Here is a 26,272-nt window from a genome sequence, read left to right on the forward strand (position 1 = left end):
GCCCTCGGGCTCAGGGCGCGCGCTGGTACAGGCGGAAGCGCTCGTCGCGGTCGGCGGCGCGCCGGCCTTCCCACAGCAAGCGCCACTCGGCGCCCGGCGGCGGCTTGGCCAGCTCGCGCTCGTCGTGTACCTTCACGCTGTCCTGCAGCAGGATCAGGTCGCACTTGCCGGCGCCGATGTGATCGAACGGCAGCTTGCCGTAAAACGCCAGCGACGCGCGCTGCGGCGCACCCACGTTCGAATTGATGCAGCCCGCGTCAAGCGGCAGCGAGGCGGCGATCTGGCGCGCCACGACCGCGTAGCTCTTGCTGTAATTGAAGTCGGGCAGGAACAGCGTCATGAGCAGCACCCACAGCAAAATCAGGCCGCCCGAGGACAGCACCACGGCGCGCCACAGCACCGCCGGCTGGCGCGAGATGCGCCAGTGGACCAGCGCGATCCAGCCGATGGTCGCGCCCAGCGCCACCACGAACGCCAGCACCTCGACTTCCGGGCGGAAGCCCGGCAGCAGCTTGAGCGCGTTCTTGGCCAGCTGCGCCGGCCAGCCGGTCAGCTTGGCGATCCAGAACAGCCAGACGATCGCGCCGAGCATGGTCAGCACCATCACCGAGAACCAGTCGATGGCGTTGATGGCGCCGCGCTTCATGGTCGGCAGCCCGAACGCGGCCATGATGGCCAGCGGCGGCAGCAACTTGAGCAGGTCGCCGTTTTCCGGCAGCGGATCGCACAGGATCAGCAAGGTGAGCGCGCCGACGAAAAACAGCGGCAGCACGATATGCAGCAGGTGGTCCTGGCGGCGCCACGCGTAAATGGCCCAGCCGGCGAACGGCCAGGCCGGCCAGAAGAACCAGATCCCGACCCGGAAGAAGGTCTTGATCGAGATCCAGCCCGGCAGGCCGATCTGGTTCGCGGTCCAGGCCAGCCAGCCGCTCACGGGATTGACGCCGTACGGCTGCATCGACACGGCCGGCAGCACCCAAAGCATGGCGATCGCCAGCGCCGTCAGCACCGCCAGAGCGAGGTGGCGCAGGGTCGGGGTCAAGGGGACGGACAAGAAGCGGGTGCAGGCGAACAGGGCCAGCAGCAGGGTGATCGGGGTCAGCAGGCCGCGCGTGAGCACCAGCGCGCCCAGCGACAGGCCGATCAGGACGGCATTGCGCACCGTCTGCGCTTCCACATAGCGCACCGCGCGGTACAGGAAATAGGCGACCAGGCCGCCCTGCAGGGTAACGGCCAGGGTTTCGTGGCTGAACATCAGCAGGCCCAGGCAACCGAGATAGATCAGGGCGGCGGTGTCGGCCAGGGTGCGGCCATAGTCGTCCGGTTCGGGCTGGCCGCCGAAGGCCAGGCGCAGCGGCTGCGCATCCTGGCGCCGGCCCAGGTGGAAGGCGGTCCACCAGACCGAGGCCGTGCCGGCCAAAAAAATGCCGATGGTCGACATGCGCGCCGCCATCATGTCGCCCATGAGGCCGCCGAACAGCTTGATGCACAGCGCCCCCAGCCAGAAGGCCAGCGGGCCGTCGTCCGGCACGCGCATGCCGGCGATATTGGGCAGCAGCCAGTCGGCCAGGCCGCCGTGGGCCATGGTCCACATGATGCCGAAACTGCCGGCATCATCTTTCCAGTCGGCACGTCCGATCAGGCCGGGCAAGATGTACAGCAGGCCCAGCGCAAACAAGGCCCAGCGCGGCAGGGCCAGGGTGGCGGCGGCGGAAAGACGGACGGGTTTCATCGATAACGGGGGCATCGGCAATGGGGAAAAGACGTAGTATCAACGAAAAAAAAGCAGCCGGGGGCTGCTTTTTTAGGTATGCACGGCAAAAACTTAGCCGTTTGCAACCGCGGTTTTGGAGCCGACGGCGCCAAATTTCTGACGGAACTTCTCGACGCGACCAGCGGTGTCGACGATTTTGTGCTTGCCGGTGTAGAAGGGGTGCGATTCAGCCGAGACCTCGATCTTCACCAGTGGGTATTCTGCGCCCTCGTGGGTGATTTTTTCGCGGGTCTGGATGGTCGAACGGGTAACGAATTTGAAATCGCACGACAGGTCGTGGAAAACAACGTCGCGGTATTCTGGATGGATATCTTTACGCATGGTCTTGCCTCGGTTAGTTTGGTAGCCAAACTGCACTTCGTCGGTCGTCTTGCCTCGTGACCCGATTGCCGCTCACTTGCCAGGGGTTAAATACTGCAACCGGCGATTATACAGCTTTTTAGGGGGAGGGGTCAGACCCCGGTTCTTCTTTTAGTAGGGGGAGGGGTCAGACCCCGGTTCTTCTTTTAGGGGTCTGACCCCGGTGTCACCGAAGCCACCATCCTCGCGTATCCCCAGCGCAACACCGGGGTCTGACCCCCAGCGCAACACCGGGGTCTGACCCCCAGCGCAACACCGGGGTCTGACCCCCAACAGAACAACCGGGGTCAGACCCCGGTGTTGCGCTGGGGATACGCCTCATCCGCCGCCGCCGTTCCCGGAAACGAAAAAGGACAGCCGCAGCTGTCCTTTGTTGATGCTACGCGCAGGAATTACCCGCCCCGGCGCATCATGTCGAAGAACTCATTGTTGTTCTTCGTGGCCTTCATCTTGTCGAGGATGAACTCCATCGCTTCGATCTCGTCCATCGAGTACAGCAACTTGCGCAGGATCCAGATTTTCTGCAACTGGTCGGCCTTGATCAGCAACTCTTCGCGGCGGGTGCCCGATTTGTTCAGGTTAATCGCCGGATACACGCGCTTCTCGGCCAGGCGGCGCTCGAGGTGGACTTCCATGTTGCCGGTGCCCTTGAATTCCTCGTAAATCACGTCATCCATGCGCGAACCGGTTTCGATCAGGGCGGTCGCGATGATGGTCAGCGAGCCGCCTTCTTCGATATTGCGCGCCGCACCGAAGAAACGCTTCGGACGCTGCAGCGCGTTGGCGTCCACACCACCGGTCAAGACCTTGCCCGAGGCAGGGATGACGGTGTTGTAGGCGCGCGCCAGGCGGGTGATCGAGTCGAGCAGGATGATCACGTCTTTTTTCATTTCGACCAGGCGCTTGGCCTTTTCGAGCACCATCTCGGCCACTTGCACGTGGCGCGTGGCCGGTTCGTCGAAGGTCGAGGCAACCACTTCGCCGCGCACCGAGCGCTGCATCTCGGTCACTTCTTCAGGACGTTCGTCGATCAGCAGCACGATCAGGGTGCAGTCCGGGTGGTTGGCCGTGATCGCATGCGCGATGTGCTGCAGGATCACCGATTTACCCGACTTGGGCGAGGCCACCAGCAAGCCGCGCTGGCCCTTGCCGATCGGGGCGATCAGGTCGATGATGCGGCCGGTGATGTTTTCCTGGCCATTCATTTCGCGCTCGAGGCGCAGCGGCTCGTTCGGGTGCAGCGGGGTCAGGTTCTCGAACAGAATGCGGTGCTTGCTCGCTTCCGGAGATTCGCCATTGACCTTGTCGACCTTGACCAGCGCGAAATAGCGCTCGCCGTCTTTCGGGGTGCGCACTTCGCCTTCGATCGAATCGCCCGTATGCAGGTTGAAACGGCGGATTTGCGACGGCGAGATATAGATATCGTCGGTCGAGGCCATGTAGCTGGCGTCCGGCGAGCGCAGGAAGCCGAAGCCATCCGGCAGCACTTCGAGCGCGCCGTCGCCAAAAATTTGTTCGCCCGATTTCGCGCGCTTCTTGAGAATGGCGAACATCAGTTCTTGTTTGCGCAGGCGGGCTGCGTTGTCGATATCGAGGCCAATCGCCATCTCCAAGAGTGCGGAGACGTGCATGGCCTTCAGTTCAGATAAGTGCATGAGTTGAGTCCCGTGACGGGAAGTAAAGGTAGGGGAGGGAACTGCGTGGGTTAATCATCTGGGAAGAAGTCAGTCGAGGCCAACTCGCTTCCCGGCCGGACAAGACGGCAGCGCGGGCGCGCCGACGTCACATTGTACTAACAATCAGATATTGCTGTCGAGGAAAGCGGTCAGCTTGCCTTTGCCGTTGTTGCCGACCATGCGGGCCGCTTCAACACCGTTCTTGAAAAGAACCAGGGTTGGAATGCCGCGAATGGCGAATTTGGCGGGAACTTGCTGGTTGGCGTCAACGTCCATCTTGGCAATGACAACCTTGCCATCGTATTCCTGGCTGATCTCTTCGAGGATCGGAGCGATTTGCTTGCACGGACCGCACCATTCAGCCCAGAAGTCGACCAGCACGGGACGGTCCGACTTGAGGACGTCCGCTTCGAAAGATGCATCGCTAATGTATTTAATATTTTCGCTCATGTTTTCCTCTAAATGAGGTAGGGGGTCAATAACGCCTGGAGGATAAGCCGACCCTGCTTCGGGGACCATCGCTATCACCAGCCAGTTCCTTTTTATCTTGCAACACTATGGTGGTGACGGTGTGCACAAATTCAATATAGGGAAGGGCGGCAGAGGGTATCAGGCGGGGATTTAGCCGAAATAATAACCTATTTTCCCGAAACGGGAGAGGGATTGTACAAATTCTCGTGTCCGGGCGCATTCGGGTCCTGCGCCGGCCCCCTCAGCGGGCCCAGCGCGGACTGCAATTCCAGGGCGCTGATCGGCTTCTTGAAGGCGCCCAGCACGTTCAGCCCGTGCGCCTTGGCCAGCCGTTCGGCCGCCTTGCGCACGCCGCTGTCCATGCCCGAGAGCAGCATCACGCCACCGCCGAAACCGGCTGCGGCGGCCGCCTGCATGAACTCGATGCCATCCATGTCCGGCATCGACAGGTCGCAGATCAACAGGGCCGGGGGATCGAGCGCCAGGCTGGCCAGGGCGCGCCGCGCATCCGATTCGGTGCGCACCTCGAAGGCGGCCACCCCGCCGCCGGCGCCGCCGCTGTTGCCCAGATCGGCCAGCATGTCGGTCAGCAGTTCCAGCATGAAATGATCATCGTCCAGCAGCAGCACGCGGATGCGTGGCGGCGTGGCCTGTGTTACGGGCTCGTCCATGGTTATCTTTAGCGGCTGTTATTGTCGTTATCGGCAGCGCTGCGTCAATTTTGTAGCGCCTGCGCCACTATTATCACGGAGAACGCCCGCCAACGGCAGCCTTGCGCACATATTTTTAGGCGTCGCTGGCAAAAGTGGTGTTTTGCATGATTTGCTCGGTGATGCGCGCCAGCAGCGGCCACAGCTGCGCGACCAGGGCTTTCGCCTCGGCCCGTTCGGTGGCCGGGCTGCCGGGCGCCAGGTTTTCCAGCCGCAGGCACAGCTCGCCCATGCCCATCGCCCCCACCGTGCGCGCCGACGACTTGATGCGGTGCCCCAGTTCGCGCACGCGGGCGATGTCGCCGGCCGCCAGCGCCGCTTCCATTTCCTCGAAGCCGGCCTGGGTGGTTTGCAGGAACTTGAAGGCGAACTTGCGCACCTTGTCCTGGTTATAGCTGAGCAGCTTGGCCAGCACCGTCAGGTCGATCACTTCCGGGTCGCCGGCCACCGTGCGAAAGCCCGGCTGGGCCGGCAGCGCCGGCGCCGGCGCGGCGGCCGGCGCGCGCGCCGGCAGCCAGCGCGCCACCATCTCGCACAGCAGCGCCGGCTGGGTTGGTTTACTGATGAAATCATCCATGCCCGCCTCCATGCAGCGCGCCCGGTCCTCGCTGGTGGCCGTGGCCGTCATGGCCAGCACGCGCAGGCCGGCCAGGCGCGGGTCGAGGCGGATCAGGCGCGTGGCCTGCAAACCGTCCATGACCGGCATCTGCACATCCATCAACACCACGTCGAAACCGGTCTTGGCCAGCAGGTCGAGCGCTTCCAGGCCGTTTTGCGCCAGGCACACCACACAGCCGGCTTCCTCCAGCATTTCGAGGGCGATCTGCTGGTTGAAGGTATTGTCCTCGACCAGCAGGATGCGCGCGCCGCGCAGCAGCGCATCCTGGCCGGGCGCACGCGCGCCGGCGCTCGCCTGCGGCTCCTGGCCGCGGCCCGCGCCGACGGCGGCCGATTGCACGGCGCCCGGATCGAGCTTGCCCACGCGCGCGGTGAACCAGAAGCAGCTGCCGCTGCCCGGATGGCTGTCGACGCCGACATCGCCCCCCATCAGCTGCGCCAGCTGCTTGCAGATCGCCAGGCCCAGGCCGGTGCCGCCGTACTCGCGCGTGGTCGAGGTGTCGGCCTGCTGGAACGACTGGAACAGCTTGGCCGTCTGCTCGGGCGTCAGGCCGATGCCGTTGTCGCGCACCTGGAAGCGCAGCAGGCAATCGTCCGCGCGGTCCTCGATATTGTCGATCCGGATCGTGATGCTGCCGCTGTCGGAAAACTTGATCGCATTGTGGGTGTAGTTGATCAGCACCTGGCCCAGGCGCAGCGGATCGCCCTGCAGCGCGGGCGGCAGCGCCGGATCGAGCTCGAACACCAGCGCCAGGTCCTTGGTGGCGGCCTTGGGCGCGACCACGGTCGACAGGGTCTGGATCACATGGTCGAGCGTAAACGCGACCATCTCCACTTCCAGCTTGCCCGCCTCGATCTTGGAAAAATCGAGGATATCGTCGATGATGCCCAGCAGGTGCTCGCCGGCGAAGCGGATTTTTTCGATGTAGTCGCGCTGGCGCGGATTGAGGTCGGTCTTGAGCGCCAGATAAGCCATGCCGATCACGCCATTCATCGGCGTGCGGATCTCGTGGCTCATATTGGCCAGGAACTGGCCCTTGGCCATGCTCGCTTCCTCGGCCACCTTCTTGGCCTGGTCCAGCTGCGCGGTGCGCTGCTGCACGCGCTCTTCCAGGTGCTCGTTCAATTCGCGCAGCTGCTGCTCGGTGCCGATGCTGGCGCTGATATCGACCATCATCGTGATCAGGTACTCGCACAGCCCCTGCTCGTTGCACACGGTTTTGCGGATGGTGCGCACATGCAGCTCGCGTCCGAGGCGCGCGTTGTACACCGTCTCCACATCGTCCAGCATGACGCCGCCGGCAAAGGCTTCGCGCTCGCGCGCGCTCAGCGTACCCTGCAAGCCTGGCTGGTCGCCGCCCAACTGCGCCGGCGCCAGCCCGAACTGGGTTTCGCAGGCGCTGTTCATCAAGGTCACGCGACCCTCGGCATCCTTGATATACAGGCCGATCGGCATCATCTGCAAAATCTCGTGCAGGCGCGCCGCCAGCGTCTTGAGGGCCTGCTCGGCGCGCTGGCGCTCGCTGATGTCGCGCAGCGACACGATGGTCAGCTTATGCCCCTGCGACAGCATCGGCGTGCGGTTTACTTCGGCCGGGAACTGGCTGGCGTCGCGCCGCTGCGCCGTGATCACCCGGTTCGGCGCGCCCGGCTCGCGCACGCCGGGCGCGAGGCGCTCGGCCGGCATGCCGACCAGCGCTTGCACCGCATAGCCAAAACTGCTCGCGCACAAATGGTTGGCGTAGCGGATGCGGCCATCGGCGTCGAGGATCAGCATGGCCTCGGGCGAGGCTTCGAGCACGGCGCGCACGCGCGCTTCCTCGGCTTCCTTGCGGTCGCCAATATCGGCCATGGTGCCGGAGACGCGCAGCGCGGGCGTGCCGGCGTCGCGGCCGAGCACGATGCCGCGTCCCAGCATCCACCTCCAGCGGCCATCCTTGCAGCGCATGCGGAATTCGCACGCCAGCACATTGTTGCTTGACGCCGGCGACTTCAGGCAGGCCGACAGGTCGCCCTTCAGGCGCGCCACGTCTTCTGGATGCACATGCAGCAGCCAGGCGTTGAAATCGACCGCGAATTCATCGGCCGCATAGCCCAGCAACTCCTTGAAGCGCGCCGACAAGGCCAGTTCGCCGCTGTGCTGGGTCCACTCCCAGGCGCCGTGGCCCGAGCCATCGAGCGCGAAGCGCAGCAGGTTCTCGCTGCCGGCCAGTTGCGCGCGCGTGTCGGCCAGCAGGGCGCGTTCGGCGCGCAGCGAGGCCGCCAGGCGGTGCGCGCGCAAGCAGGCCGCGGCGGCCACCAGCAGCAGCGCCAGCAGCGCCAGCGCCGGCAATACGCCGGGAAAGGCCAGGCGCGCATCGGGCCGCGCCTCCTGGTACAGGAAACCATCGAGCGAAAAATCGGCCGGCAGCAGGCCCAGGCCGGCGTAGGCCGAGGCGATGGCGCGCCAGCGCGCCGGATTGCTGTAACCCGCCTCCAGCATGTCGGCCTCGATCAGCGGCACGATCCCGCGCGCCTCGTACAGCAAGTGCTCGCGGCTGAGGCGATGCGGATAGCGCGCGCGGATCAGGTCCACCGTCTCGGCCTGGTGCGCCAGCGCGTGCTCCCAGCCGCGCAGGGTGGCCGCGCGCATGGCGGCCGCGCGCGCCGGATGCTCGCGCAGCTCGGCCTCGCTGGTAAACAACAGGTCGCCGTAAAAATCGATGCCCGCCGCGCGCGGCGTGAGCGTGGCGAAGCGCGCATGTTCGCGCTCGAGCAGGTAAGGCTGGTCGGTGCTGAAGGCCGACATGGCCGCCACCCGGCCGTTGGCCAGGTCGCCCACGTTGTAGCTGTGGCGCATTTGCGCATAGTTGGCCAGCGGCGCCCCGAACTTCTTCATGAACACCAGCAGCTCCACGCTGTTGGGCGAAATCATCACGGTGCCGCTGGCGGGCAGCTGCGGCTGGCCGGCCGCGTCGGCGCGCACCAGCAGCACCGCCGGCGAATGCTGGAACACCGACGCCAGCACCACCACCGGCTTGCCGCGCCCGCGCGCCACCAGCAAATTGGAATTGGCCACCCCGTACTCGGCCGCGCCCGAGGTCACCGCCGACACCGCGTCGTCGCCGCGCTCGGCCTCGCGCAAGGTCACCTCCAGCCCCGCCTCGCGGTAAAACCCCTGCTCCTGGGCCGCGTAATAGCCGGCGAACTGGAACTGGTGCTGCCATTTGAGCTGCACCACCACCTTTTCGAGCGCCAGCGCCTCGCTCGCGGCCAGCGCCGCCGCCAGCAGCGCGCACGCACGCCAGCGGCGCAGCGCGGCGCGGGGGCGGGTAAACGAGGTCGGAACGGGCATGACGCGGCCATCGGAAGAGGTTTAGGCTAAGCTCCATAGTAGCCATTTTTTGACGCGCAGAATTTACCAACAGGAATCTTCGCCTATCGTGCGGGTAAAAGTGTCGTATTTCTGCCGCGCGGGTGCGATTGTTCCGCTCAGCCGACCTTGCCGGTGAACTGATACAGCTGGCCGGGATGCCACATTGTCACCACCGACGCGACCTGGCCGAGGGCCCTGGTCTGCCGCTTGAGCACCAGGCAGCACTGGCGCGGCCCGACCGCCAGCATGCCGGCGATGTCGCGCGGGGCGGGCAGGGCCTCGATGCTGTAACTGGCGCTCTGCAAGGGCGCGGCCTTCATCAGATGCTCGTTGGGCGTGATGGCCGAAAAATCCTGGGCCAGGTATTCGGGCGCGCAAGCCGGATTGACCCAGCGGTCCTCGACCTGGATCGGCGCCTCGTTCTCGAAGTGTACGATCACCGAATGGAACAGCGGCTGGCCGGGCGCCAGCTCGAACCGGCGCGCCAGCAGCTCGCTGGCGCGGCCCTTTTCGAGTAGATGCAGGCTGCTGCGGTGCGCGTGGCCGCGCGCGCGGATCTCGTCGGCGATGCTGTTGATCTCGACCAGCGTGGCCTGGTATTTTTGCGGAGCGACAAAGGTGCCCGAGCCCTGGCGGCGGGTGAGTACCTGTTCGGCGGTCAGTTCGCGCACGGCGCGGTTGGCGGTCATGCGCGAGACCCCGAACTGGCGCACCAGGGCTTGCTCGGACGGCACCACATCGCCCTCCTTCCAGCGGCCGGCGGCGATCTCGCCGAGCAGATAATCCTTGATGCGCTGGAAAATCGGCGTCGTATCTTGCGCAATCTGCTGTTCCAAACTACTCTCCGAAGGCCGGCTCAAAAACCGATTTTAGCACCGTGGCCGCGCGCCCGGATTCAAAAGCAAGCGCCGGGATGACCGCCCGGGCCGCGCCGCCTACGATGAATGCCTGCGAACTCGATCGCGGGCCACAGCGGGAGCACAGCCATGAAACCAGCAATGAACACAATCGTTACCGACAATCCGGCCGCAAGCTACGACAACGACGACGCGCGCTGGGCCGCCGTGCAGCGGCGCGACGCCGGCGCCGACGGCCGCTTTTACTACTCGGTGCGCACCACCGGCGTGTACTGCCGGCCCTCGTGCGGGGCGCGCGCCGCCCTGCGCGCCAACGTCGCCTTCCACGCCAGCGGCGGCGACGCCGAGCGGGCCGGCTTTCGTCCCTGCCTGCGCTGCAAACCCGACCAGCCGCCGCTGGCCGAGCGCCACGCGCGGATGGTGGCGCACGCCTGCCGCCTGATCGACGCCAGCGACGCCGAGCCCGACCTCGACAGCCTGGCCGGCGCCTGCGGCATGAGCCGTTTTCATTTCCACCGCATCTTCAAGCAGCACACCGGCATCACCCCCAAGGCGTATGCGGCCGCGCGTCGCGCCGGCAGGGTCGATCTTGGGCTGGCCGGCGCCGCCAGCGTCACCGAAGCGATCTACGCGGCCGGCTACAACTCCAGCGCGCGCTTTTACGCCAGCGCCCCCGCGCGCCTCGGCATGACCCCCACCGCCTGGCGCGCGGGCGGCAGCGGCGCCGTGATCCGCTTCGCCATCGGCGCCTGCTCGCTCGGCGCGATCCTGGTCGCGGCCACCGACAAAGGCATCTGCGCCATCCTGATCGGCGACGATCCCGACCTGCTGGCGCGCGACCTGCAGGACCGCTTCCCCGCCGCCGACCTGCGTGGCGCCGATGCGGGCTTCGAGGCGACAGTCGCGCGCGTGGTCGGCCTGGTCGAAGCGCCCGGCGTGGGACTGGACCTGCCGCTCGACGTGCGCGGCACCGCCTTCCAGCAGCGCGTATGGCAAGCCCTGCGCGAGATCCCGGCCGGGCAGACCGTCAGCTACGCCGAACTGGCCGCGCGCATCGGCATGCCGACCGGCGCGCGCGCCATTGCCGGCGCCTGCGCCGCCAATCCGGTGGCCGTCGCCATCCCCTGTCACCGGGTGGTGCGCACGGACGGCGCGCTGTCCGGCTACCGCTGGGGCGTCGAGCGCAAGCGCATCCTGCTCGATCGCGAGAGCGAAGGCGGGGGTGGGGCGTGAATCCCGGCGTTGACGCGCTCGACTGGGGCCGGGTCGGCATCGAGCTCGATGCGCACGGCTGCGCGGTCGTGAAGGGCATGCTCGACGGCGCGACTTGCCGCGCCTATGCCGGCGCGTATGACGACCAGGCGCGCTACCGCAGCCGGGTGGTGATGGAGCGGCACGGCTTCGGGCGCGGCGAGTACCGCTACTTTGCGTATCCGCTGCCCGAAGGCCTCGCCGCGCTGCGCGCAGCGCTGTATAAACCGCTGGCGCGCATTGCCAACGGCTGGCATGAAGCGATGGGGCTCGGCGCGCGTTTTCCGGCGCGGCATGCCGAGTTTCTGGCGCGCTGCCACGCGGCCGGTCAGGAGCGGCCCACGCCGCTGATCCTGCGCTATGGCGAGGGTGACTACAACTGCCTGCACCAGGACCTGTACGGCGCGCACGTGTTTCCCTTGCAAGTGGCGGTGTTACTGTCGCGGCCGGGGGAAGACTTCACGGGAGGCGAATTCGTGCTGACCGAACAGCGTCCGCGCATGCAATCGCGGGTCGAAGTCGTGGGGCTGGGGCAGGGCGACGCCGTGATTTTTCCGGTGAACCAGAGGCCGGTCAACGGCACGCGCGGCGTGTACCGCGTCGCCATGCGCCACGGCGTCAGCCGCCTGCGCTCCGGGCAACGCCACACGCTCGGCATCATCTTCCACGACGCCGAATAGTCCTACAACCGGGGTCAGAGCTTTAATTAGTAATTCTTGCTCCTGTTCCATTTTATTCCTACGGTCGTGATCAAAACTCTTATAACCGGGGTCAGAGCATTTATTCGAAATAGTTGTCCGCAGACTAGTCCTGATGCGGCCCTCTCCGCCGTGGCATTACATCGTTTTCGCTGGCAATCGCCATCTGTTCAATGAACTCCTCGCTTCCAAAAACGGCGTTCTGATGAGTTGCATGGCGTAGCTGGTCGACCATTTTCCAAGGCATTTCTTCCTCGAACAGTGCGCGATACCTGAGTTCGCGTTCGAGCCGCTCGGCTCCGAGGGCATCATAGAGGATGTGTGGTTCGATAATATTGTTTCTTTCCCCGTAAGCGTTCGCTTGATAACTCGACCACCGGTAGTCCAGCGGGTGAGTCGCCATGCCAGCCCGCACTGGATTCAGTTCGATGTAGCGTTGACATACAAACAAATATTGAGCGTCCTGGACCAGGCATGACCGATATCGTCCCTCCCACAGCGTCCCGGTGCGGCTACGACGCCGATTGACATACGGAACGTAGCGCTCCCCCAGCGCCTTCATCATGATGGCGGGCGATGAGCATGACTGCGGAGATACCAGTAAATGCACGTGGTTGGTCATCAGTACATATGCATGCACACGACATCCTGCCTGCTGCGCGGAAAGACGGAGCATGTCGAGATACACAAGATAGTCCGCTTCAGTAAAAAAGCAGGGCAGGCGATTATTGCCTCGCTGAATGATGTGAAGCGGGATGTTGGGAATGGTCAAGCGGGGTCTGCGCGGCATAAGGCACTCATGGAAGAAGGTTGGGCATAAACGGGCCGAATCAGCGTATCGCTTGAGGCGGCTCGACTATGGCGTTGCATCAATTGGGTGCGACTTTATTGCTAATTAATGCTCTGACCCCCGTAAAAACAAAGGCATGCAATCGAGAATTTAGTTGCTAATAAAAGCTCTGACCCCGGTGGGAGACCGGTCAAGCAACAAGTTGACGGCCAGACAAAGCGCGCTACACTTTGGTCTTGCCCACCGAATGGAGAAATGATGCGCCCGATCCCTTTGCAGTGCTGCCTCGCCTTCCTCGCCGCCGTCGGGGCGCTCGCGCCGGCGCAGGCGGACACCGTCCTCGATAACGCCAACGGTTACACCCTCAACAGCCGCAATGAGCTGCTGCGCTTCACTTCCCTGGCCTTCGACGACAAGGGCCGCATCCTGGCCGTCGGCAGCGCCGCCCACACCCGCACCAAGGCGCCCAAGGCGCGCCATATCGACCTGCAGGGCAAAACCGTCCTCCCCGGCCTGATCGACGCCCACGGCCATGTATTCGGCCTCGGCGAGATGCTCACCCAGCTCGACCTGGCCGGCAGCGCCACCCTGGCCGACGCCCTCACAGCGGCCACCGGGTACGCCCGCGCCAACCCCTCGCACGCCTGGCTGCGCGGACGCGGCTGGAACCAGGAAATCTGGAAGCTGGGCCGCTTCCCCACCGCCGCCGAACTCGATGGCGCCGTCGCCGACCGCCCCATCTGGCTCGAACGGGTCGACGGCCACGCCGGCTGGGCCAATACGCGCGCCCTGCAACTGGGCGGCGTCACCAAAGACACGCCCGATCCGGCCGGCGGCAAGATCGTGCGCGACGCCGACGGCAATGCCACCGGTGTGCTGATCGACGCCGCCCAGGACTTGGTCGCCAAGGTCCTGCCCAAGCAGTCCGACGCCCAGGCGCGGGTGGTCCTCGAGCGCGCCCTCGGACAGATCGCGCACATGGGCCTGACCAGCGTGCATGATGCGGGCATCAACGCCAGCCAGGATGCGCTCTACCGCAGCTACGCCGACCAGGGCAAGCTCAGCGCCCGCGTGTACGGCATGATCGGCGATGTCGGCGCCGACTTCGACCAGCTCTCGGCCAAAGGCCCGCTCAAGACCTACGCCAACGACCTGTATGCGCTGCGCGCGGTCAAGCTGTATTCGGACGGCGCCCTGGGCAGCCGCGGCGCCGCCCTGATCGCCCCCTACAGCGACGAGCCCAGGTCGCACGGCCTGCTGTTCCGCCCGAACGCCGATATGTACGCGATGATGGACAAGGCCATGCGGCGCGGCTATCAGGTCAACGTGCATGCCATCGGCGACGCCGGCAACCGCCAGATCCTGGACGGCTACCAGCAGCTGATCCCACGCTACAAAGGCAAGGGCGGCGCCGCCCTGCGCCACCGCATCGAGCACGCGCAGGTCGTCGCCCCGGCCGATATCGCGCGCTTCAAGACCATCGGCATCGTGCCGTCGATGCAGCCGACCCACGCCACCTCCGACATGAACATGGCCGAACAGCGCGTCGGCGCGGAGCGCATCAAGGGCGCCTACGCCTGGCGCACTTTTCTTAAGCAGGGCTCGCGCATCGCCTGCGGATCGGACTTCCCGGTCGAGTCGTCCAACCCGTTTTTCGGCATCCACGCGGCCGTCACGCGCCAGGACGCGGCCGGCCAGCCGGCGGCCGGCTGGTATGCCAACGAGGCCATGACGGTCAAGGAAGCGCTGCGCTGCTTTACGCTCGACGCGGCGTACGCCGGCCACCAGGAACAATCCACCGGTTCGCTGGAGAAGGGCAAGTGGGCCGATTTCATCGTCGTCGACCAGGACCTGTTCACCATGCCGGCAGCCGATATCCACAAGGTCGGCGTGCTGCAAACCTGGGTCGGGGGGCGCCAGGTGTTCAAGAAAGAGTAAGCCTGGAAGGGGGCGCGCACGGGCGCATAAATGATTTGACTTGGTTGTATATACAACTTAGACTTTGAAGCTGCACGGTTCGCGTGGCGGATGCGCACGCGCCTGCCCCTAAACTCTTGAAGGAGATGCCATGACCACCGATCCGAGCAGTTTCGATGACGATCCCCGCTTCGACCCCAGCCGCACGATCCGCGCCCCGCGCGGCACCGAACGCTCTTGCAAAAGCTGGCTGACGGAGGCGGCCTACCGCATGATCCAGAATAATCTGGATGCGGAGGTGGCGGAAAATCCCAAGCACCTGGTGGTCTACGGCGGCATCGGCCGCGCGGCCCGCAACTGGGCCTGCTACGACCAGATCCTGGCGTCCCTGCGCGAACTGGAAGACGACCAGACCTTGCTGATCCAGTCCGGCAAACCGGTCGGCGTGTTCCAGACCCACCCCGACGCGCCGCGCGTGCTGATCGCGAACTCGAACCTGGTGCCCAGGTGGGCCAACTGGGAGCACTTCAATGAACTCGACCGCAAGGGCCTGTTCATGTACGGGCAGATGACCGCCGGCAGCTGGATCTATATCGGCACCCAGGGCATCGTGCAGGGCACCTACGAAACCTTCGCCGAGGCAGGCCGCCAGCATTTCGGCGGCGACTGGGGCGGACGCTGGATTCTCACCGCGGGCCTGGGCGGCATGGGCGGCGCGCAGCCGCTGGCGGCCACCTTCGCCGGCGCGGTCTCGCTCAATATCGAGTGCCAGCAAAGCAGCATCGACTTCCGCCTGCGCACCGGCTACCTGGACAAGCAGGCCACCGATATCGACCACGCCATGTCGCTGATCGCCCAGCACACGGCGGCGCGCGAAGCGGTGTCGATCGGCTTGCTGGGCAACGCGGCCGACGTGCTGCCGGAGCTGGTGCGGCGCGCCAAGGCCGGCGGCCTGGTGCCCGACATGGTGACCGACCAGACCTCGGCGCATGACCTGATCAACGGTTACCTGCCGCGTGGCTGGACGGTCGAGCAGTGGAAGGCCGCCCAGAAGGACCCGGCGCAGCACGCGCGCCTGAGCGCCGAGGCGCAAGCATCGTGCGCGGTGCATGTGCAGGCCATCCTCGACTTCCACAACATGGGCGTGAAGGCGGTCGATTACGGTAACAACATCCGCCAGGTGGCCAAGGACCAGGGCGTGGCGAACGCCTTCGACTTTCCCGGTTTCGTGCCGGCCTACATCCGCCCGCAGTTCTGCGAAGGGCGCGGTCCGTTCCGCTGGGTGGCGCTGTCGGGCGATCCGGAAGATATCTACAAGACCGACGCCAAGATCAAGGAGCTGTTCCCGGAGCAGAAACAGGTACACCACTGGCTCGACATGGCGCGCGAGCGCATCGCCTTCCAGGGCCTGCCGGCGCGCATCTGCTGGCTGGGCCTGGGCGAGCGCCACATCGCCGGCCTGGCCTTCAATGAAATGGTGCGCACGGGCGAGCTGAAAGCACCCATCGTCATCGGCCGCGACCACCTCGATACCGGCTCGGTGGCCAGCCCGAACCGCGAAACGGAAGCCATGCGCGACGGCACCGACGCCGTCTCCGACTGGCCGCTCCTGAACGCGCTGCTCAATACCGCCGGCGGCGCCACCTGGGTCTCGCTGCATCACGGCGGCGGGGTCGGCATGGGCTACTCGCAGCATTCGGGCGTGGTCATCGTGGCCGACGGCACCGACGCCGCCGCCAAGCGGCTGGCGCGGGTGCTGGTCAACGACAGCGGCTCGGGCGTCATGCGCCACGCCGACGCCGGCTACGAGACGGCGCTGGCCTGCGCCAAGCGCAATGGCCTGAACCTGCCGATGCTTCCGTAACGGACAACATTCCGACCCACGCATATCTGACCAGAGCAAACATGAACACGACTTCGAACCAAGGCTGGATCCTCACTCCCGGCGCCATGAGCATGGCCGACCTGCGCGCCGTCTGGGCCGCCCCGGGCGCGCTGACGCTGGCGCCATCGGCTTACCCGGCCATCCTGGCTTCGGCCGCGGCGGTCGACGCCATCGTCGCCAAAGGCGACGCCGCCTACGGCATCAACACCGGTTTCGGCATCCTGGCCAAGACCCGCATTCCCGACGAAAAGCTGGAAGAACTGCAGCGCAACCTGATCCTGTCGCACTCGGTCGGCACCGGCGCGCTGCTGTCGGACGCGGTGGTGCGCCTGATCGTGCTGATGAAAATCGGCAGCCTGGCGCGCGGCTTTTCGGGCGTGCGCCCGCTCATCATCGACACCCTGATCGCGCTGTACAACGCCGGCATCATGCCCGCCATTCCGGCCAAGGGCTCGGTCGGCGCCTCGGGCGACCTGGCGCCGCTGGCGCACATGACGCTCGCCATGCTGGGCGTGGGCCAGGTGCGCGTCAACGGCGAGTTGATGGAAGCGGCCCACGCCCTCAAGGCGGCCGGCATCGCGCCGGTAGTGCTCGGCCCCAAGGAAGGCCTGGCGCTGATCAACGGCACCCAGGTCTCGACCGCGCTGGCGCTGCATGGCTTGTTCATGACCGAGCGCTTGCTGGAGGCGGCCATGGTGGCCGGCTCCCTGTCGCTGGACGCGGCCAAGGGCAGCGATGCGCCGTTCGACGCGCGCGTACACGCAGTGCGCGGCCAGCCGGGCCAGATCGCGGCCGCCGCCATCTATCGCCAACTGGTGGCGTCGAGCGCGATCCGCGCTTCGCACCTGGTCGGCGACGAGCGCGTGCAGGACCCGTACAGCCTGCGCTGCCAGCCGCAGGTCATGGGCGCGATCATGGACCTGATCGCGAATGTCTCGCGCACCCTCCTGATCGAGGCGAATGCCGTGACCGACAATCCGCTGATCTTCGCCGACACTGGCGAGATCATCTCGGGCGGTAATTTCCACGCCGAGCCGGTCGCCTTTGCGGCCGACACGCTGGCGCTGGCGATCGCCGAAATCGGCGCCCTGGCCGAGCGCCGCATCGCGCTCCTGATCGACGCCACCTTGTCCGGCCTGCCGCCATTCCTGGTGCGCGAGCCGGGCGTCAATTCGGGCTTCATGATCGCCCACGTCACCGCCGCCGCGCTGGCGTCGGAAAACAAGTCGCTGGCGCATCCGGCCAGCGTCGACAGCCTGCCCACCTCGGCCAACCAGGAAGACCACGTCAGCATGGCGACCTTCGCGGCGCGCCGCCTGGACGAGATGGCGCACAATACGGCGGTGATTGTCGCCATCGAGCTGCTGGCGGCGGCGCAGGGGATCGATTTCCATCGGCCGCTCACCTCCTCGCCGCACCTGGAGCACGTGCACCAGCAACTGCGCCGCAAGGTGCCGTTTTTCGATGCCGACCGCTTCTTCGCGCCCGATATCGAGGCGGCGCGCCAGATGGTGCTGGGCGGCGAGTTGAGTGCGTCCTGCAAGCCGCTGTTCGCGGGGCTGTACATTTGACTTGGTAATCAGGCCAACTAAGCAGGCCAACTAAGCAAGCCAACATGGAAAAAAATGTAAAGGTGGGCGATCATGGATTTTGACTTCAAGGCGGGCAGTATTGCTTTGCTGGTGTCGATGCCGCACGTGGGCACCGACATCCCGGACGACATCGCCGCGCGCCTGTCGCCCGACGCGCTGGCCCGTCCCGACACCGACTGGCACCTGGCCCGCTTGTATGGCTTCCTGGGGGAGATGGGCGCCTCGACCCTGGCGGCGCGCTGGTCGCGCTATGTGATCGACCTCAATCGCCCGCCCGAAGACACCAACCTGTATCCGGGGCTCGATACGACCGGGCTTTGTCCGGTCGACACCTTCGCCAACACGGCGCTGTACCAGGACGGCAGCGAGCCCGACGAGCACGACGTGCGCGGACGGCTGGTGCGCTACTGGCAGCCGTATCACCGCCAGCTGCGCGGCGAAATCGACCGCCTGCTGGCGCTGCACGGCAAGGTGGTGCTGTGGGATGCGCATTCGATCGCATCAAGGGTGCCGCGCTTTTTCCAGGGCCGCCTGCCGGACCTCAATTTCGGCAGCGCCCAGGGCACTTCCTGCGCGCCCGGACTCGAACAGGCCGTGCTCAAGGTAGCGCAGGCGCAGGACCGTTTTTCGGTCGCCGTCAACGGCCGCTTCAAGGGCGGCTACATCACGCGCCACTACGGCCAGCCCGACGTCAACGTACACGCGATCCAGCTCGAGATGTGCCAGGTGCTGTACATGGATGAAAGCGCGCCGTTCGCCTACCGGCCGGAGGTCGCGGCCGAGGTCCAGCCGCTGCTGCGCAAGCTGGCCGAAGCGGCCGTGGGATGGGTGCGCGCATGAGCGAGCCGGTAAGCGAGTCAACGAGCAAGCCAATGAGCGAGCCGTCCGCCCTGTTCGCGCGCCACGCCTTGCTGGCGCACGGCTGGGAGAGCAATGTCCTGCTCGAATGGGATGCGGGCGGCACCTTGCTGACGGTCGCGCCGGGCGCCGTGCATGCCGGCCAGCCCTTGGCCGACATCGTCTTGCCCGGCATGGTCAACCTGCATTCGCACGCCTTCCAGCGCGCCCTCGGCGGCCTGACCGAAACCGCCGGCGACGGGCCGGACAGCTTCTGGACCTGGCGCCAGCTGATGTACCGCTTCGCGCACAACATCACGCCCGAGCATATCGAGGCCATCGCCGCGCAGCTGTTTTCGGAATGCCTGCGTCATGGTTACACCTCGGTGTGCGAATTTCATTACGTGCAGCGCGACCAGGCCGGCGCGCTCTACCCGCGCCCGGCGCAAACGGCTGAACGCGTGGTCGCCGCCGCGCACATGACCGGCATCGGGGTGACCATGCTGCCGGTCCTGTACAGCTACGCCGGCTTCGGCGAGAAGCCGCTCGCGCCCGAGCAGCAGCGCTTTCGCAGCGACGTCGCCGACGTGCTGCGCATCGTCGAGGCGCTCGAACCTTTGCGCGGCAGGCAGGTCGAAGTCGGGGTGGCGCCGCATTCGCTGCGCGCCGCGTCGCTGGGCCAGATCGGCGAGCTGCTGGCGGCGCTGCCGGCAGAGCGTCCGCTGCACATCCACATCGCCGAGCAGCAGGGCGAAGTCGAACAATGCCTGGCGGCGACCGGCCAGCGCCCCATGCGCTATTTGATGGACAAGGTCGCGCTCGACGCGCGCTGGTGCCTGGTGCATGCCACCCACCTGGACGATGGCGAAGTCGCGGCGCTGGCCGCCAGCGGCGCCGTGGCCGGCCTGTGCCCGACCACCGAGGCCAACCTGGGCGACGGCCTGTTCCCGCTCGCGCCATTCCTGGCCGCCGGCGGGCGCATCGGCATCGGCAGCGACAGCCACGTGTCGCAGTCGCCGGTGGAGGAGTTGCGCTGGCTCGAATACGGCCAGCGCCTGCTGCACCAGAAGCGCAACGTGGCGGCCTCGCCAGCGCAGCGCCGCGTGGGCGACTTTTTGTGGCAAAGTGCCTTGCAGGGCGGCGCGCTGGCCAGCGGACGCCCGGTGGGCGTGCTGGCGGCGGGCAAACGGGCCGACCTGCTGGTGCTCGACAGCGAGCATCCGAATCTGGCCGGTATCGGCGCGCACGATGTGCTGGGTAGTGTTATCTTCTGCGGGAACGATAATCTGGTCAGGGATGTGATGGTGGGCGGCCGCTGGGTCGTGCGCCATCGCGAGCACATTGCGCAAACGGCGATTGCGCAGCGCTACAAACAGACCATCGCCCAACTGCGCAAGCTACGACCATGACGATCCTGATTCCCTACGCCAGCCTGGCGGCGTCCCCGTGGAAAAACGGCGGCGGCAGCACCACCGAAATCGCGCTCTCGCCGCCGCAGGCGGGGCTCGACTCTTTCGATTGGCGCATCAGCCTGGCCACCATCGCCAGCAGCGGGCCGTTTTCGGTCTTCGACGGCATCGACCGCACCCTGGCGCTGGTCGACGGCCCGGGCGTGACGCTCGATATCGAGGGCGACGGCCGTTTTGTGCTCAGCGACGACGAGCCGATGCTCGAATTTGCCGGTGAAGCGCAGGTCGTCGCCACCGTCGGCGCGCAGCCGAGCACAGACTTCAACGTCATGACGCGCCGCTCGCGCTGCTCCCACCAGCTGGGCAAGCGCAGCCTGTCGGGCATGTCCGGCTTTGCCACGCGCGCCGACCTGACGATCCTGTTCCTGGCCGAAGGCGACAGCCTGGAAGTGAGCAGCGATGATGAACGGTTCGGCATGGTGCGCTACGATGCGGTGCTGTTCGATGGCGACGCCACCTGGACGCTGGAAGCGGGCCAGGCGACGATCTTCATCGTCGATATCTACTTTCACCAGGACTAGCCGATGTTCGTCTACGACACGCTGTTTACCAATGTCCACCTGGCCACCATGGAGCAGGGCTACGGCGAATTGCGCGACAGCGCAGTCGCGGTGCATGAAGGCCGCATCGCCTGGCTCGGGCCGCGCGCCAAAGCGCCGCCGGCCAGGATCGTGCACGATGGCGGCGGCTGCTGGCTCACGCCCGGCCTGGTCGACTGCCACACCCATATCGTCCATGCCGGCAACCGCAGCGACGAGTTCGAGGCGCGCCTGAACGGCGCCACCTATGAAGACATCGCCAACGCCGGCGGCGGCATCATGTCCACCGTGCGCGCCACCCGCGCCGCGTCCGAAGACGAGCTGCTGCGCCAGAGCCTTCCGCGCGTGGCCAGCCTGCTGGCCGAAGGCGTGACCACGCTCGAAATCAAGTCGGGCTACGGCCTGACGCTGGACGACGAGGCCAAGATGCTGCGCGCGGCGCGCCGCGTGGCGCAGGTGCTGCCGGTCGCCGTGTCGGCCACGTTCCTGGGCGCGCACGCGCTGCCGCCGGAGTTTGCCGGCCGCGCCGACGAGTATGTGGACGAGATCTGCCAGCGCATGCTGCCGCAACTGGCGGCCCTTGGCCTGGCCGACGCGGTCGACGCCTTTTGCGAGCGGATCGGCTTTACCACTGCCCAGACCGAGCGCATTTTCGAGGCCGCGCGGCGCCACGGCATGCCGGTCAAGCTGCATGCGGAGCAGTTGTCGGACCAGGGCGGGGCCGAGCTGGTGGCGCGCTTCGGCGGACTGTCGGCCGATCACCTTGAACACCTGAGCCTGGCCGGCATCGACGCCATGGCGGCGGCCGGCACGGTGGCGGTGCTGCTGCCGGGGGCGTACTACTTCCTGCGCGATACCGTGCAGCCGCCGGTGGCGGCCCTGCGCGCAGCCGGCGTGCCGATGGCGGTGGCCACCGACTGCAATCCCGGCACCTCGCCGCTGACGTCGATCCTGCTGGCGATGAACATGGCCTGCACCCTGTGGCGCCTGACGCCGCAGGAGGCGCTGGCCGGCGCCACCATCCACGCCGCGCGCGCGCTCGGCATGGCGGCCGAGATCGGCTCGCTGGCGGTGGGCAAGCGCGCCGATTTCGCGCTGTGGGACATCGCGCGCCCGGCCGACCTGTCGTACGCGATGGGCTTGAACCCCTGCCGCGCTGTCGTCAATGCGGGCGTGCTGCGCAAACCGGTGGTAAGCTTGCCCGATTAATTTGTCGGGAGAGTGCCGTGCGCACCTTTTTTGCCACGGCCTTGCGCTGGCTATCTGTCTTTACGCTGCTCCTCGGGGGCGCCGCCACGGCGGCCGGCGGCGACACCCTGCGCGTCGGTTCCAAGCGCTTCACCGAGTCGTACATCCTGGGTGAAGTGCTGACCCAGACCGCGGCGACCGAAGGCAAGGCCGAACACCGCCAGGGTCTGGGCAATACCGCCATCGTGCTGGCCGCGCTGCAGGCCGGCAGCATCGACGTGTACCCGGAATATCGGGGCACGATCGAGCTCGAAATCCTCAAGAACAGCAGCCCCGCTTCGCTCGAACAGATGCGCGCCGCCCTGAAACCGATGGGCCTGGGCGTGGCCGTGCCGCTCGGCTTTAACAATACCTACGCGCTGGCCATGCGCGCCGACAGCAAGGATGTGGCGAGCTTGTCGGACCTGGCGCGCCAGCCGGGGCTCGGGCTCGGCCTGTCGCACGAATTCATCGGGCGCGCCGACGGCTGGCCGGGCCTCAGGCAGCGCTACGGCTTGCCGCACACGCCGCGCGGGCTCGATCACGGAATCGCCTACGAGGCCCTGGCGCAGCGCCAGGTCGACCTGATCGACATCTATTCGACCGACGCCAAGATCCGGCAATACGGCCTGCGCGTGCTCAAGGACGACCTGGGGTATTTTCCGCGCTACGACGCCATGCTGTTGTACCGGCTCGACGCGCCGCAGCGTTTTCCCGGGCAGTGGGGCGCCATCGCCAAACTGGAAGGGCGCATCACGGCCGAGCAGATGATCGCCATGAACGCGCAGGTCGAACTGGAAGGCAAGACCTTCGCCGACGTGGCCAAGAACTGGCTGGCCCCGGCCGGCGCCGCACACGCTCCCGCGCGCGCGGGCCTGATGAGCAAGATGTTCGACGCCGGCCTGTGGACCCTGACGCGCCAGCACGTGCTGCTGGTGCTGGCGTCGGTGATCCTGGCCTGCCTGGTCGGCATTCCGCTCGGGATCGTGGCCGCTTTCGCGCCACGCCTGCGGCAAACGGTGCTGGCGCTGGCCGGCGTGCTGCAAACGGTGCCCTCGCTGGCCTTGCTGGCGATATTGATTCCGCTGTTGGGCATGATCGGCACCGTGCCGGCGTTAGTCGCCCTGTTCGTCTACGCGCTGCTGCCGATCGTGCGCAATACCTGCACCGGCCTGTTGGGCGTGCCGCAGGGCTTGCGCACGGCGGCGCAGGCGCTCGGGCTGGGCCGGCGCGCGACCTTGATCGATATCGAACTGCCGCTGGCGCTGCCGGTGATCCTGGCCGGCATCAAGACGGCGGCGGTGATGAGCGTGGGCACCGCGACGATCGCGGCCTTTATCGGCGCGGGCGGCTTTGGCGAGCGCATCACGATCGGCCTTGCGCTCAACGATAACGATATGCTGCTGGCCGGCGCGATTCCGGCGGCGCTGCTGGCTTTGTTGACGCAGGGCTTGTTTGAAGCGGGAGAACGCTTGATCGTGCGCCGCGCTTAGTGCTGCGCGCTTGCGCCGCGCGCTTGCGCCGCGCGCTTGCGCCGCGTCAAGTCCGCCTTTCGGCAGAAGGTAATAATTGCTTACAACAAGTTACGTAACTAAACAGAGGTAAGCAATTGTAAAGCCCGGCCAGTTCGCTGCAAGCGGCAACTATAGTGAAGCCGTAGATTGTCTCCAGTCTCCCCTCCCCATCCTAAAAAGATGGGTTTGCCCACGGTGATGTTATCCCGTGGGCTTTTTCTTTTTCAGGCCGCCGCAAGCTTGCCCAGCGCCTCGCCGTCGACGCGGCAGATGCGCCAGTCCGGCAAGATCTGCGCACCCACGCTCTGGTAAAAGTTGATGGCGTTCTCGTTCCAGTCCAGCACCGACCATTCAAACCGTCCGCACTCGCGTTGCAGCGCCAGTTGCGCCAGCGCGGCCAGCATCTGCTTGCCGTAGCCTTTGCCGCGATGAACTTGTTTGACGTACAAGTCTTCCAGATACAGGCCCTTGCGCGTGAGGAAGGTGGAAAAATTGTGGAAGAACAAGGCGAAACAGGCGACTTCCTCCCCCTCGACCCCGACCAGCGCTTCGCACGATGGCCGCGGGCCGAACAGGGCGTCGTGCAATTGCGCTTCGGTGGCCACCACCAGGTGCTCGAGTTTTTCGAACACGGCCAGCTCGACGATCATGCCGTAAATGTGGGCGACGTCGGACGGTTGCGCCGGGCGGATGCTGAAATTGTTATCGGTAGTCATGGAACCTCGGGAATGGCGGCCAGGCTCGCTGCTGGCGCGGGTTGGGTTGAAGCGGAAGAGGACGCCGGGACGGCCGGCGCGCGCAGTGCCCAGGCGACACTGGCCAAGCACACGGCCATGCCCAGCCATTCGACCGGGCCGGGCCGGTAATGTTCGAGCTGGATCGACAGCAGCACGGAAATGACGGGTGTCACCACGCCGATATACACGGCTTTTGCCGAGCCGATGCGGTTGATCAGGGTGAAGTAGGCATGGAAGGCGATCACCGAGCCGAACAGCGACAGGTACAGCAGCGCCATCCAGTAGCGCGGCGCGGCCGGCAGCACGAATGGCTGGCCGCTGGCGAGCGCCCAGGCGGCCACCATCGCGGTGCCCCAGAACATCGACCAAGCCATGGTCAGCATCAGGTTCGACGATTGCTCGCGCACCTTGGCCACCACCACCGTGCCGGCCGAGCTGGCAATGGTGGCGACCAGGGCCAGTATCAGGCCGAGCAGGAAGTGGCCGCTGCCGCCGCCGGCGATCTCTTTCCAGGCGCCGGCAATCGAGTTGTAGAACAGCATCGTCACGCCGACGATGGCGATCAGGCCGGCCGCCCAGGTGCGCCAGGAAATCGGCGTGCCGAAGGCGATGCGGCTGCAGATCGGGGTCCAGAACACCATCAGCGCGAACAGGACGGCGACCAGGCCCGACACCAGGTATTGCTCTGAACCATAGGTACACAGGTAGGACAGGGCAAAGGTGAAAAATCCTTGCAACATCACCCAGCGCTGGGCGCGCCACGGCAGGCGCAGCTTGTCGCCGCGCACCAGGCACCAGGCGAACAGGGTGGCCGAGGCCAGCCCGAAGCGGTACACCACCGACACCGCGGGCGCGACTTCGCCCAGCTGCAAGGTGATGGCAAAAAAGGTGGAGCCCCAGATCAGGGCCGCGATCGCGAAGAGGAGTGGAGATGACATGCGGAAAGTATACGGTGATTCGCAACTTCCTGCCCGTCATCCTCGATTCGCCATCAACGCGGGCAATCGATTACCAGGCCAGGTTGAGGCGCCGGTACAGGAAGCTCAGCACGAACAAGGGGCCGATCAGCAGGAAGCGCAGGTCGTCGAAGAACGAAGGCTTTTTGCCCTCGATCTTGTGGCCGATAAACTGCCCGATCCAGGCCAGCACGAAAATGGCCAGCGACAGCGGCAGCACGGTGGCCGGCGGCATCAGGCTGAGCAGGCCGAGCATCAGGGCCGACATGGCCAGCATGCCGGCCGCGAACGGTTTTGATAACTGGAAGTAATAGCACAGCGACAGCACGGTGACGGCCACGGCCGCGAACGGGTGGATCCACCAGATAATGCCGAGCAGGGTGAACACGATCACCGGCACGCAGACGAAGTGGATCAGCTCGTTGGTGTGGTTCAGGTGGCTTTCGCTGTATTTGGCGAGCAAGGTGTCGATGGCGCGCGCCTGGGGTGCTTGGTCCATGGGAGTCTCCGGATTTTGTTGTTGTGGTTGGCTTGCCGGACGATTCTACACCTCTCGCGCGGGCTGCTAGCCTGAATGTTGCATAAACCGCCGCCGCAGCGTCACTTTTCCGATGCCGGAGTTTTTCAACTTAAATCGGAATGTCGCGGGCGATAGCGTCCCTACCCAATTGAACGGGACATTCAATGAAGCGGTTTGAAGGTTGAGGTTTGGCGGCGTGTGGTCAATTCTCGGCAGACCGGACGTGACCCCGTCAGGACGAGTTTAGCGTCGCTGCCGGCCTCGACAGATACAGTCGTTCGGTCAGTGTCCGCAGCAGATGTTTGACCGGGCACGCGCTCGGCAGATGAAGAACGATCTTGTTCTTGTACTGCCGAACCTGCACGGCGATTTTGAACAGCTTGGAGATGACGGTCGAAGGCTGCGCCTGCGACAGCGCGGTGTGCCGCAGTGCCTGGGTGCGCAGTTGCTGGTGCAGGATATAGGCGGCCGAATGCAGTAGCAAGCGCATGCAGTTGGCGAGGAAGCTCGTGCATGAGG

General features: G+C 65.9%; 22 protein-coding genes. 10 read left to right on the top strand and 12 right to left on the bottom strand.

All coding sequences use genetic code 11. The annotated features are described in order from the left end of the window. Positions 1 to 10: 10 nt before the first annotated feature. The 7 genes from F1735_RS11595 to hutC all read right to left on the bottom strand — a co-directional run bounded on the left by F1735_RS11595 (position 11) and on the right by hutC (position 9,800). The gene (locus F1735_RS11595) at positions 11 to 1,732 is read right to left on the bottom strand and encodes an ArnT family glycosyltransferase (RefSeq protein WP_167237068.1); all 1,722 of its coding nucleotides are present in this window, start codon (positions 1,730 to 1,732) and stop codon (positions 11 to 13) included. Positions 1,733 to 1,825: 93 nt separating this feature from the next. Next, the gene (locus F1735_RS11600; RefSeq protein WP_054268338.1) at positions 1,826 to 2,095 is read right to left on the bottom strand and encodes a type B 50S ribosomal protein L31; all 270 of its coding nucleotides are present in this window, start codon (positions 2,093 to 2,095) and stop codon (positions 1,826 to 1,828) included. A gap of 431 nt (positions 2,096 to 2,526) precedes the next feature. Continuing rightward, positions 2,527 to 3,789, bottom strand: coding sequence for a transcription termination factor Rho (gene rho, locus F1735_RS11605; protein WP_054268339.1), 1,263 nt, complete (start codon positions 3,787 to 3,789; stop codon positions 2,527 to 2,529). A gap of 144 nt (positions 3,790 to 3,933) precedes the next feature. After that, positions 3,934 to 4,260, bottom strand: a complete 327-nt coding sequence (gene trxA / locus F1735_RS11610) for a thioredoxin TrxA (RefSeq protein ID WP_126076315.1) — start codon at positions 4,258 to 4,260, stop codon at positions 3,934 to 3,936. Between the two features lie 188 nt (positions 4,261 to 4,448). Continuing rightward, complete coding sequence (locus F1735_RS11615) at positions 4,449 to 4,952, bottom strand: response regulator (protein WP_167237069.1); 504 nt, start codon at positions 4,950 to 4,952, stop codon at positions 4,449 to 4,451. 115 nt (positions 4,953 to 5,067) lie between these two features. After that, positions 5,068 to 8,943 carry an ABC transporter substrate-binding protein gene (locus tag F1735_RS11620; protein WP_167237070.1) on the bottom strand — a complete coding sequence of 1,292 codons (3,876 nt, stop codon included), beginning with the start codon at positions 8,941 to 8,943 and terminating at the stop codon, positions 5,068 to 5,070. Between the two features lie 137 nt (positions 8,944 to 9,080). Next, a complete protein-coding gene (hutC, locus tag F1735_RS11625) occupies positions 9,081 to 9,800 on the bottom strand; it encodes a histidine utilization repressor (RefSeq protein ID WP_167237071.1) in 720 nt (239 codons plus the stop codon). Positions 9,801 to 9,962: 162 nt separating this feature from the next. Between hutC and ada the strand changes: the two genes are divergently transcribed. Both ada and F1735_RS11635 read left to right on the top strand, forming a co-directional pair. Beyond that, complete coding sequence (gene ada, locus F1735_RS11630; protein ID WP_167237072.1) at positions 9,963 to 11,054, top strand: bifunctional DNA-binding transcriptional regulator/O6-methylguanine-DNA methyltransferase Ada; 1,092 nt, start codon at positions 9,963 to 9,965, stop codon at positions 11,052 to 11,054. After that, a complete protein-coding gene (locus F1735_RS11635; RefSeq protein ID WP_308627267.1) occupies positions 10,946 to 11,752 on the top strand; it encodes a 2OG-Fe(II) oxygenase in 807 nt (268 codons plus the stop codon). The genes ada and F1735_RS11635 overlap by 109 nt, the downstream gene beginning before the upstream one ends. A gap of 124 nt (positions 11,753 to 11,876) precedes the next feature. On the opposite strand, the gene F1735_RS11640 is transcribed toward F1735_RS11635, so the two are convergent. Further along, positions 11,877 to 12,542, bottom strand: a complete 666-nt coding sequence (locus F1735_RS11640; RefSeq protein ID WP_229505721.1) for a transposase — start codon at positions 12,540 to 12,542, stop codon at positions 11,877 to 11,879. A gap of 276 nt (positions 12,543 to 12,818) precedes the next feature. Here F1735_RS11640 and F1735_RS11645 point away from each other — a divergent pair, with 276 nt between their 5' ends. From F1735_RS11645 to F1735_RS11680, 8 genes are all read left to right on the top strand, one after another. Next, positions 12,819 to 14,498 carry an amidohydrolase gene (locus tag F1735_RS11645; protein ID WP_167237074.1) on the top strand — a complete coding sequence of 560 codons (1,680 nt, stop codon included), beginning with the start codon at positions 12,819 to 12,821 and terminating at the stop codon, positions 14,496 to 14,498. Between the two features lie 130 nt (positions 14,499 to 14,628). Further along, complete coding sequence (gene hutU, locus F1735_RS11650; RefSeq protein WP_167237075.1) at positions 14,629 to 16,341, top strand: urocanate hydratase; 1,713 nt, start codon at positions 14,629 to 14,631, stop codon at positions 16,339 to 16,341. Between the two features lie 41 nt (positions 16,342 to 16,382). After that, positions 16,383 to 17,933: a histidine ammonia-lyase gene (gene hutH, locus F1735_RS11655; protein WP_167237076.1), complete on the top strand. Its 1,551-nt coding sequence runs from the start codon at positions 16,383 to 16,385 to the stop codon at positions 17,931 to 17,933. Positions 17,934 to 18,005: 72 nt separating this feature from the next. Further along, positions 18,006 to 18,794, top strand: coding sequence for an N-formylglutamate deformylase (gene hutG / locus F1735_RS11660; RefSeq protein WP_167237077.1), 789 nt, complete (start codon positions 18,006 to 18,008; stop codon positions 18,792 to 18,794). Between the two features lie 32 nt (positions 18,795 to 18,826). Then, a complete protein-coding gene (locus tag F1735_RS11665) occupies positions 18,827 to 20,200 on the top strand; it encodes a formimidoylglutamate deiminase (RefSeq protein WP_167237078.1) in 1,374 nt (457 codons plus the stop codon). Next, positions 20,197 to 20,781 (top strand): HutD/Ves family protein, encoded by a 585-nt coding sequence (locus F1735_RS11670; RefSeq protein ID WP_167237079.1) that lies wholly within the window; start codon positions 20,197 to 20,199, stop codon positions 20,779 to 20,781. Before F1735_RS11665 ends, F1735_RS11670 begins: the two co-directional genes overlap by 4 nt. A 3-nt stretch (positions 20,782 to 20,784) precedes the next feature. Continuing rightward, the gene (hutI, locus tag F1735_RS11675) at positions 20,785 to 22,008 is read left to right on the top strand and encodes an imidazolonepropionase (RefSeq protein WP_167237080.1); all 1,224 of its coding nucleotides are present in this window, start codon (positions 20,785 to 20,787) and stop codon (positions 22,006 to 22,008) included. Positions 22,009 to 22,025: 17 nt separating this feature from the next. Next, positions 22,026 to 23,519 (top strand): glycine betaine ABC transporter substrate-binding protein, encoded by a 1,494-nt coding sequence (locus tag F1735_RS11680; protein ID WP_167237081.1) that lies wholly within the window; start codon positions 22,026 to 22,028, stop codon positions 23,517 to 23,519. Positions 23,520 to 23,764: 245 nt separating this feature from the next. On the opposite strand, the gene F1735_RS11685 is transcribed toward F1735_RS11680, so the two are convergent. The 4 genes from F1735_RS11685 to F1735_RS11700 all read right to left on the bottom strand — a co-directional run. Beyond that, positions 23,765 to 24,256, bottom strand: coding sequence for a GNAT family N-acetyltransferase (locus tag F1735_RS11685; protein WP_167237082.1), 492 nt, complete (start codon positions 24,254 to 24,256; stop codon positions 23,765 to 23,767). After that, positions 24,253 to 25,215, bottom strand: coding sequence for a DMT family transporter (locus F1735_RS11690; RefSeq protein WP_167237083.1), 963 nt, complete (start codon positions 25,213 to 25,215; stop codon positions 24,253 to 24,255). The genes F1735_RS11685 and F1735_RS11690 overlap by 4 nt, the downstream gene beginning before the upstream one ends. A 70-nt stretch (positions 25,216 to 25,285) precedes the next feature. Continuing rightward, positions 25,286 to 25,732: an Mpo1 family 2-hydroxy fatty acid dioxygenase gene (locus F1735_RS11695; protein WP_167237084.1), complete on the bottom strand. Its 447-nt coding sequence runs from the start codon at positions 25,730 to 25,732 to the stop codon at positions 25,286 to 25,288. A 253-nt stretch (positions 25,733 to 25,985) separates the two neighbouring features. After that, positions 25,986 to 26,272, bottom strand: a 287-nt coding sequence (locus tag F1735_RS11700; RefSeq protein WP_187364221.1) for a transposase, incomplete at its 5' end; no start/stop codon positions are given.

Source organism: Massilia genomosp. 1, assembly GCF_011682185.1.
GTDB lineage: Bacteria > Pseudomonadota > Gammaproteobacteria > Burkholderiales > Burkholderiaceae_D > Telluria_A > Telluria_A rubra.

Excerpts from the sequence above, each read along its gene's own strand:
- F1735_RS11595 (WP_167237068.1), bottom strand. The coding sequence starts at position 1,732 with ATGAAACCCGTCCGTCTTTCCGCCGCCGCCACCCTGGCCCTGCCGCGC.
- F1735_RS11600 (WP_054268338.1), bottom strand. The coding sequence starts at position 2,095 with ATGCGTAAAGATATCCATCCAGAATACCGCGACGTTGTTTTCCACGAC.
- rho (WP_054268339.1), bottom strand. The coding sequence starts at position 3,789 with ATGCACTTATCTGAACTGAAGGCCATGCACGTCTCCGCACTCTTGGAG.
- trxA (WP_126076315.1), bottom strand. The coding sequence starts at position 4,260 with ATGAGCGAAAATATTAAATACATTAGCGATGCATCTTTCGAAGCGGAC.
- F1735_RS11615 (WP_167237069.1), bottom strand. The coding sequence starts at position 4,952 with ATGGACGAGCCCGTAACACAGGCCACGCCGCCACGCATCCGCGTGCTG.
- F1735_RS11620 (WP_167237070.1), bottom strand. The coding sequence starts at position 8,943 with ATGCCCGTTCCGACCTCGTTTACCCGCCCCCGCGCCGCGCTGCGCCGC.
- ada (WP_167237072.1), top strand. The coding sequence starts at position 9,963 with ATGAACACAATCGTTACCGACAATCCGGCCGCAAGCTACGACAACGAC.
- F1735_RS11645 (WP_167237074.1), top strand. The coding sequence starts at position 12,819 with ATGCGCCCGATCCCTTTGCAGTGCTGCCTCGCCTTCCTCGCCGCCGTC.
- hutU (WP_167237075.1), top strand. The coding sequence starts at position 14,629 with ATGACCACCGATCCGAGCAGTTTCGATGACGATCCCCGCTTCGACCCC.
- hutH (WP_167237076.1), top strand. The coding sequence starts at position 16,383 with ATGAACACGACTTCGAACCAAGGCTGGATCCTCACTCCCGGCGCCATG.
- hutG (WP_167237077.1), top strand. The coding sequence starts at position 18,006 with ATGGATTTTGACTTCAAGGCGGGCAGTATTGCTTTGCTGGTGTCGATG.
- F1735_RS11665 (WP_167237078.1), top strand. The coding sequence starts at position 18,827 with ATGAGCGAGCCGTCCGCCCTGTTCGCGCGCCACGCCTTGCTGGCGCAC.
- F1735_RS11670 (WP_167237079.1), top strand. The coding sequence starts at position 20,197 with ATGACGATCCTGATTCCCTACGCCAGCCTGGCGGCGTCCCCGTGGAAA.
- hutI (WP_167237080.1), top strand. The coding sequence starts at position 20,785 with ATGTTCGTCTACGACACGCTGTTTACCAATGTCCACCTGGCCACCATG.
- F1735_RS11685 (WP_167237082.1), bottom strand. The coding sequence starts at position 24,256 with ATGACTACCGATAACAATTTCAGCATCCGCCCGGCGCAACCGTCCGAC.
- F1735_RS11690 (WP_167237083.1), bottom strand. The coding sequence starts at position 25,215 with ATGTCATCTCCACTCCTCTTCGCGATCGCGGCCCTGATCTGGGGCTCC.
- F1735_RS11695 (WP_167237084.1), bottom strand. The coding sequence starts at position 25,732 with ATGGACCAAGCACCCCAGGCGCGCGCCATCGACACCTTGCTCGCCAAA.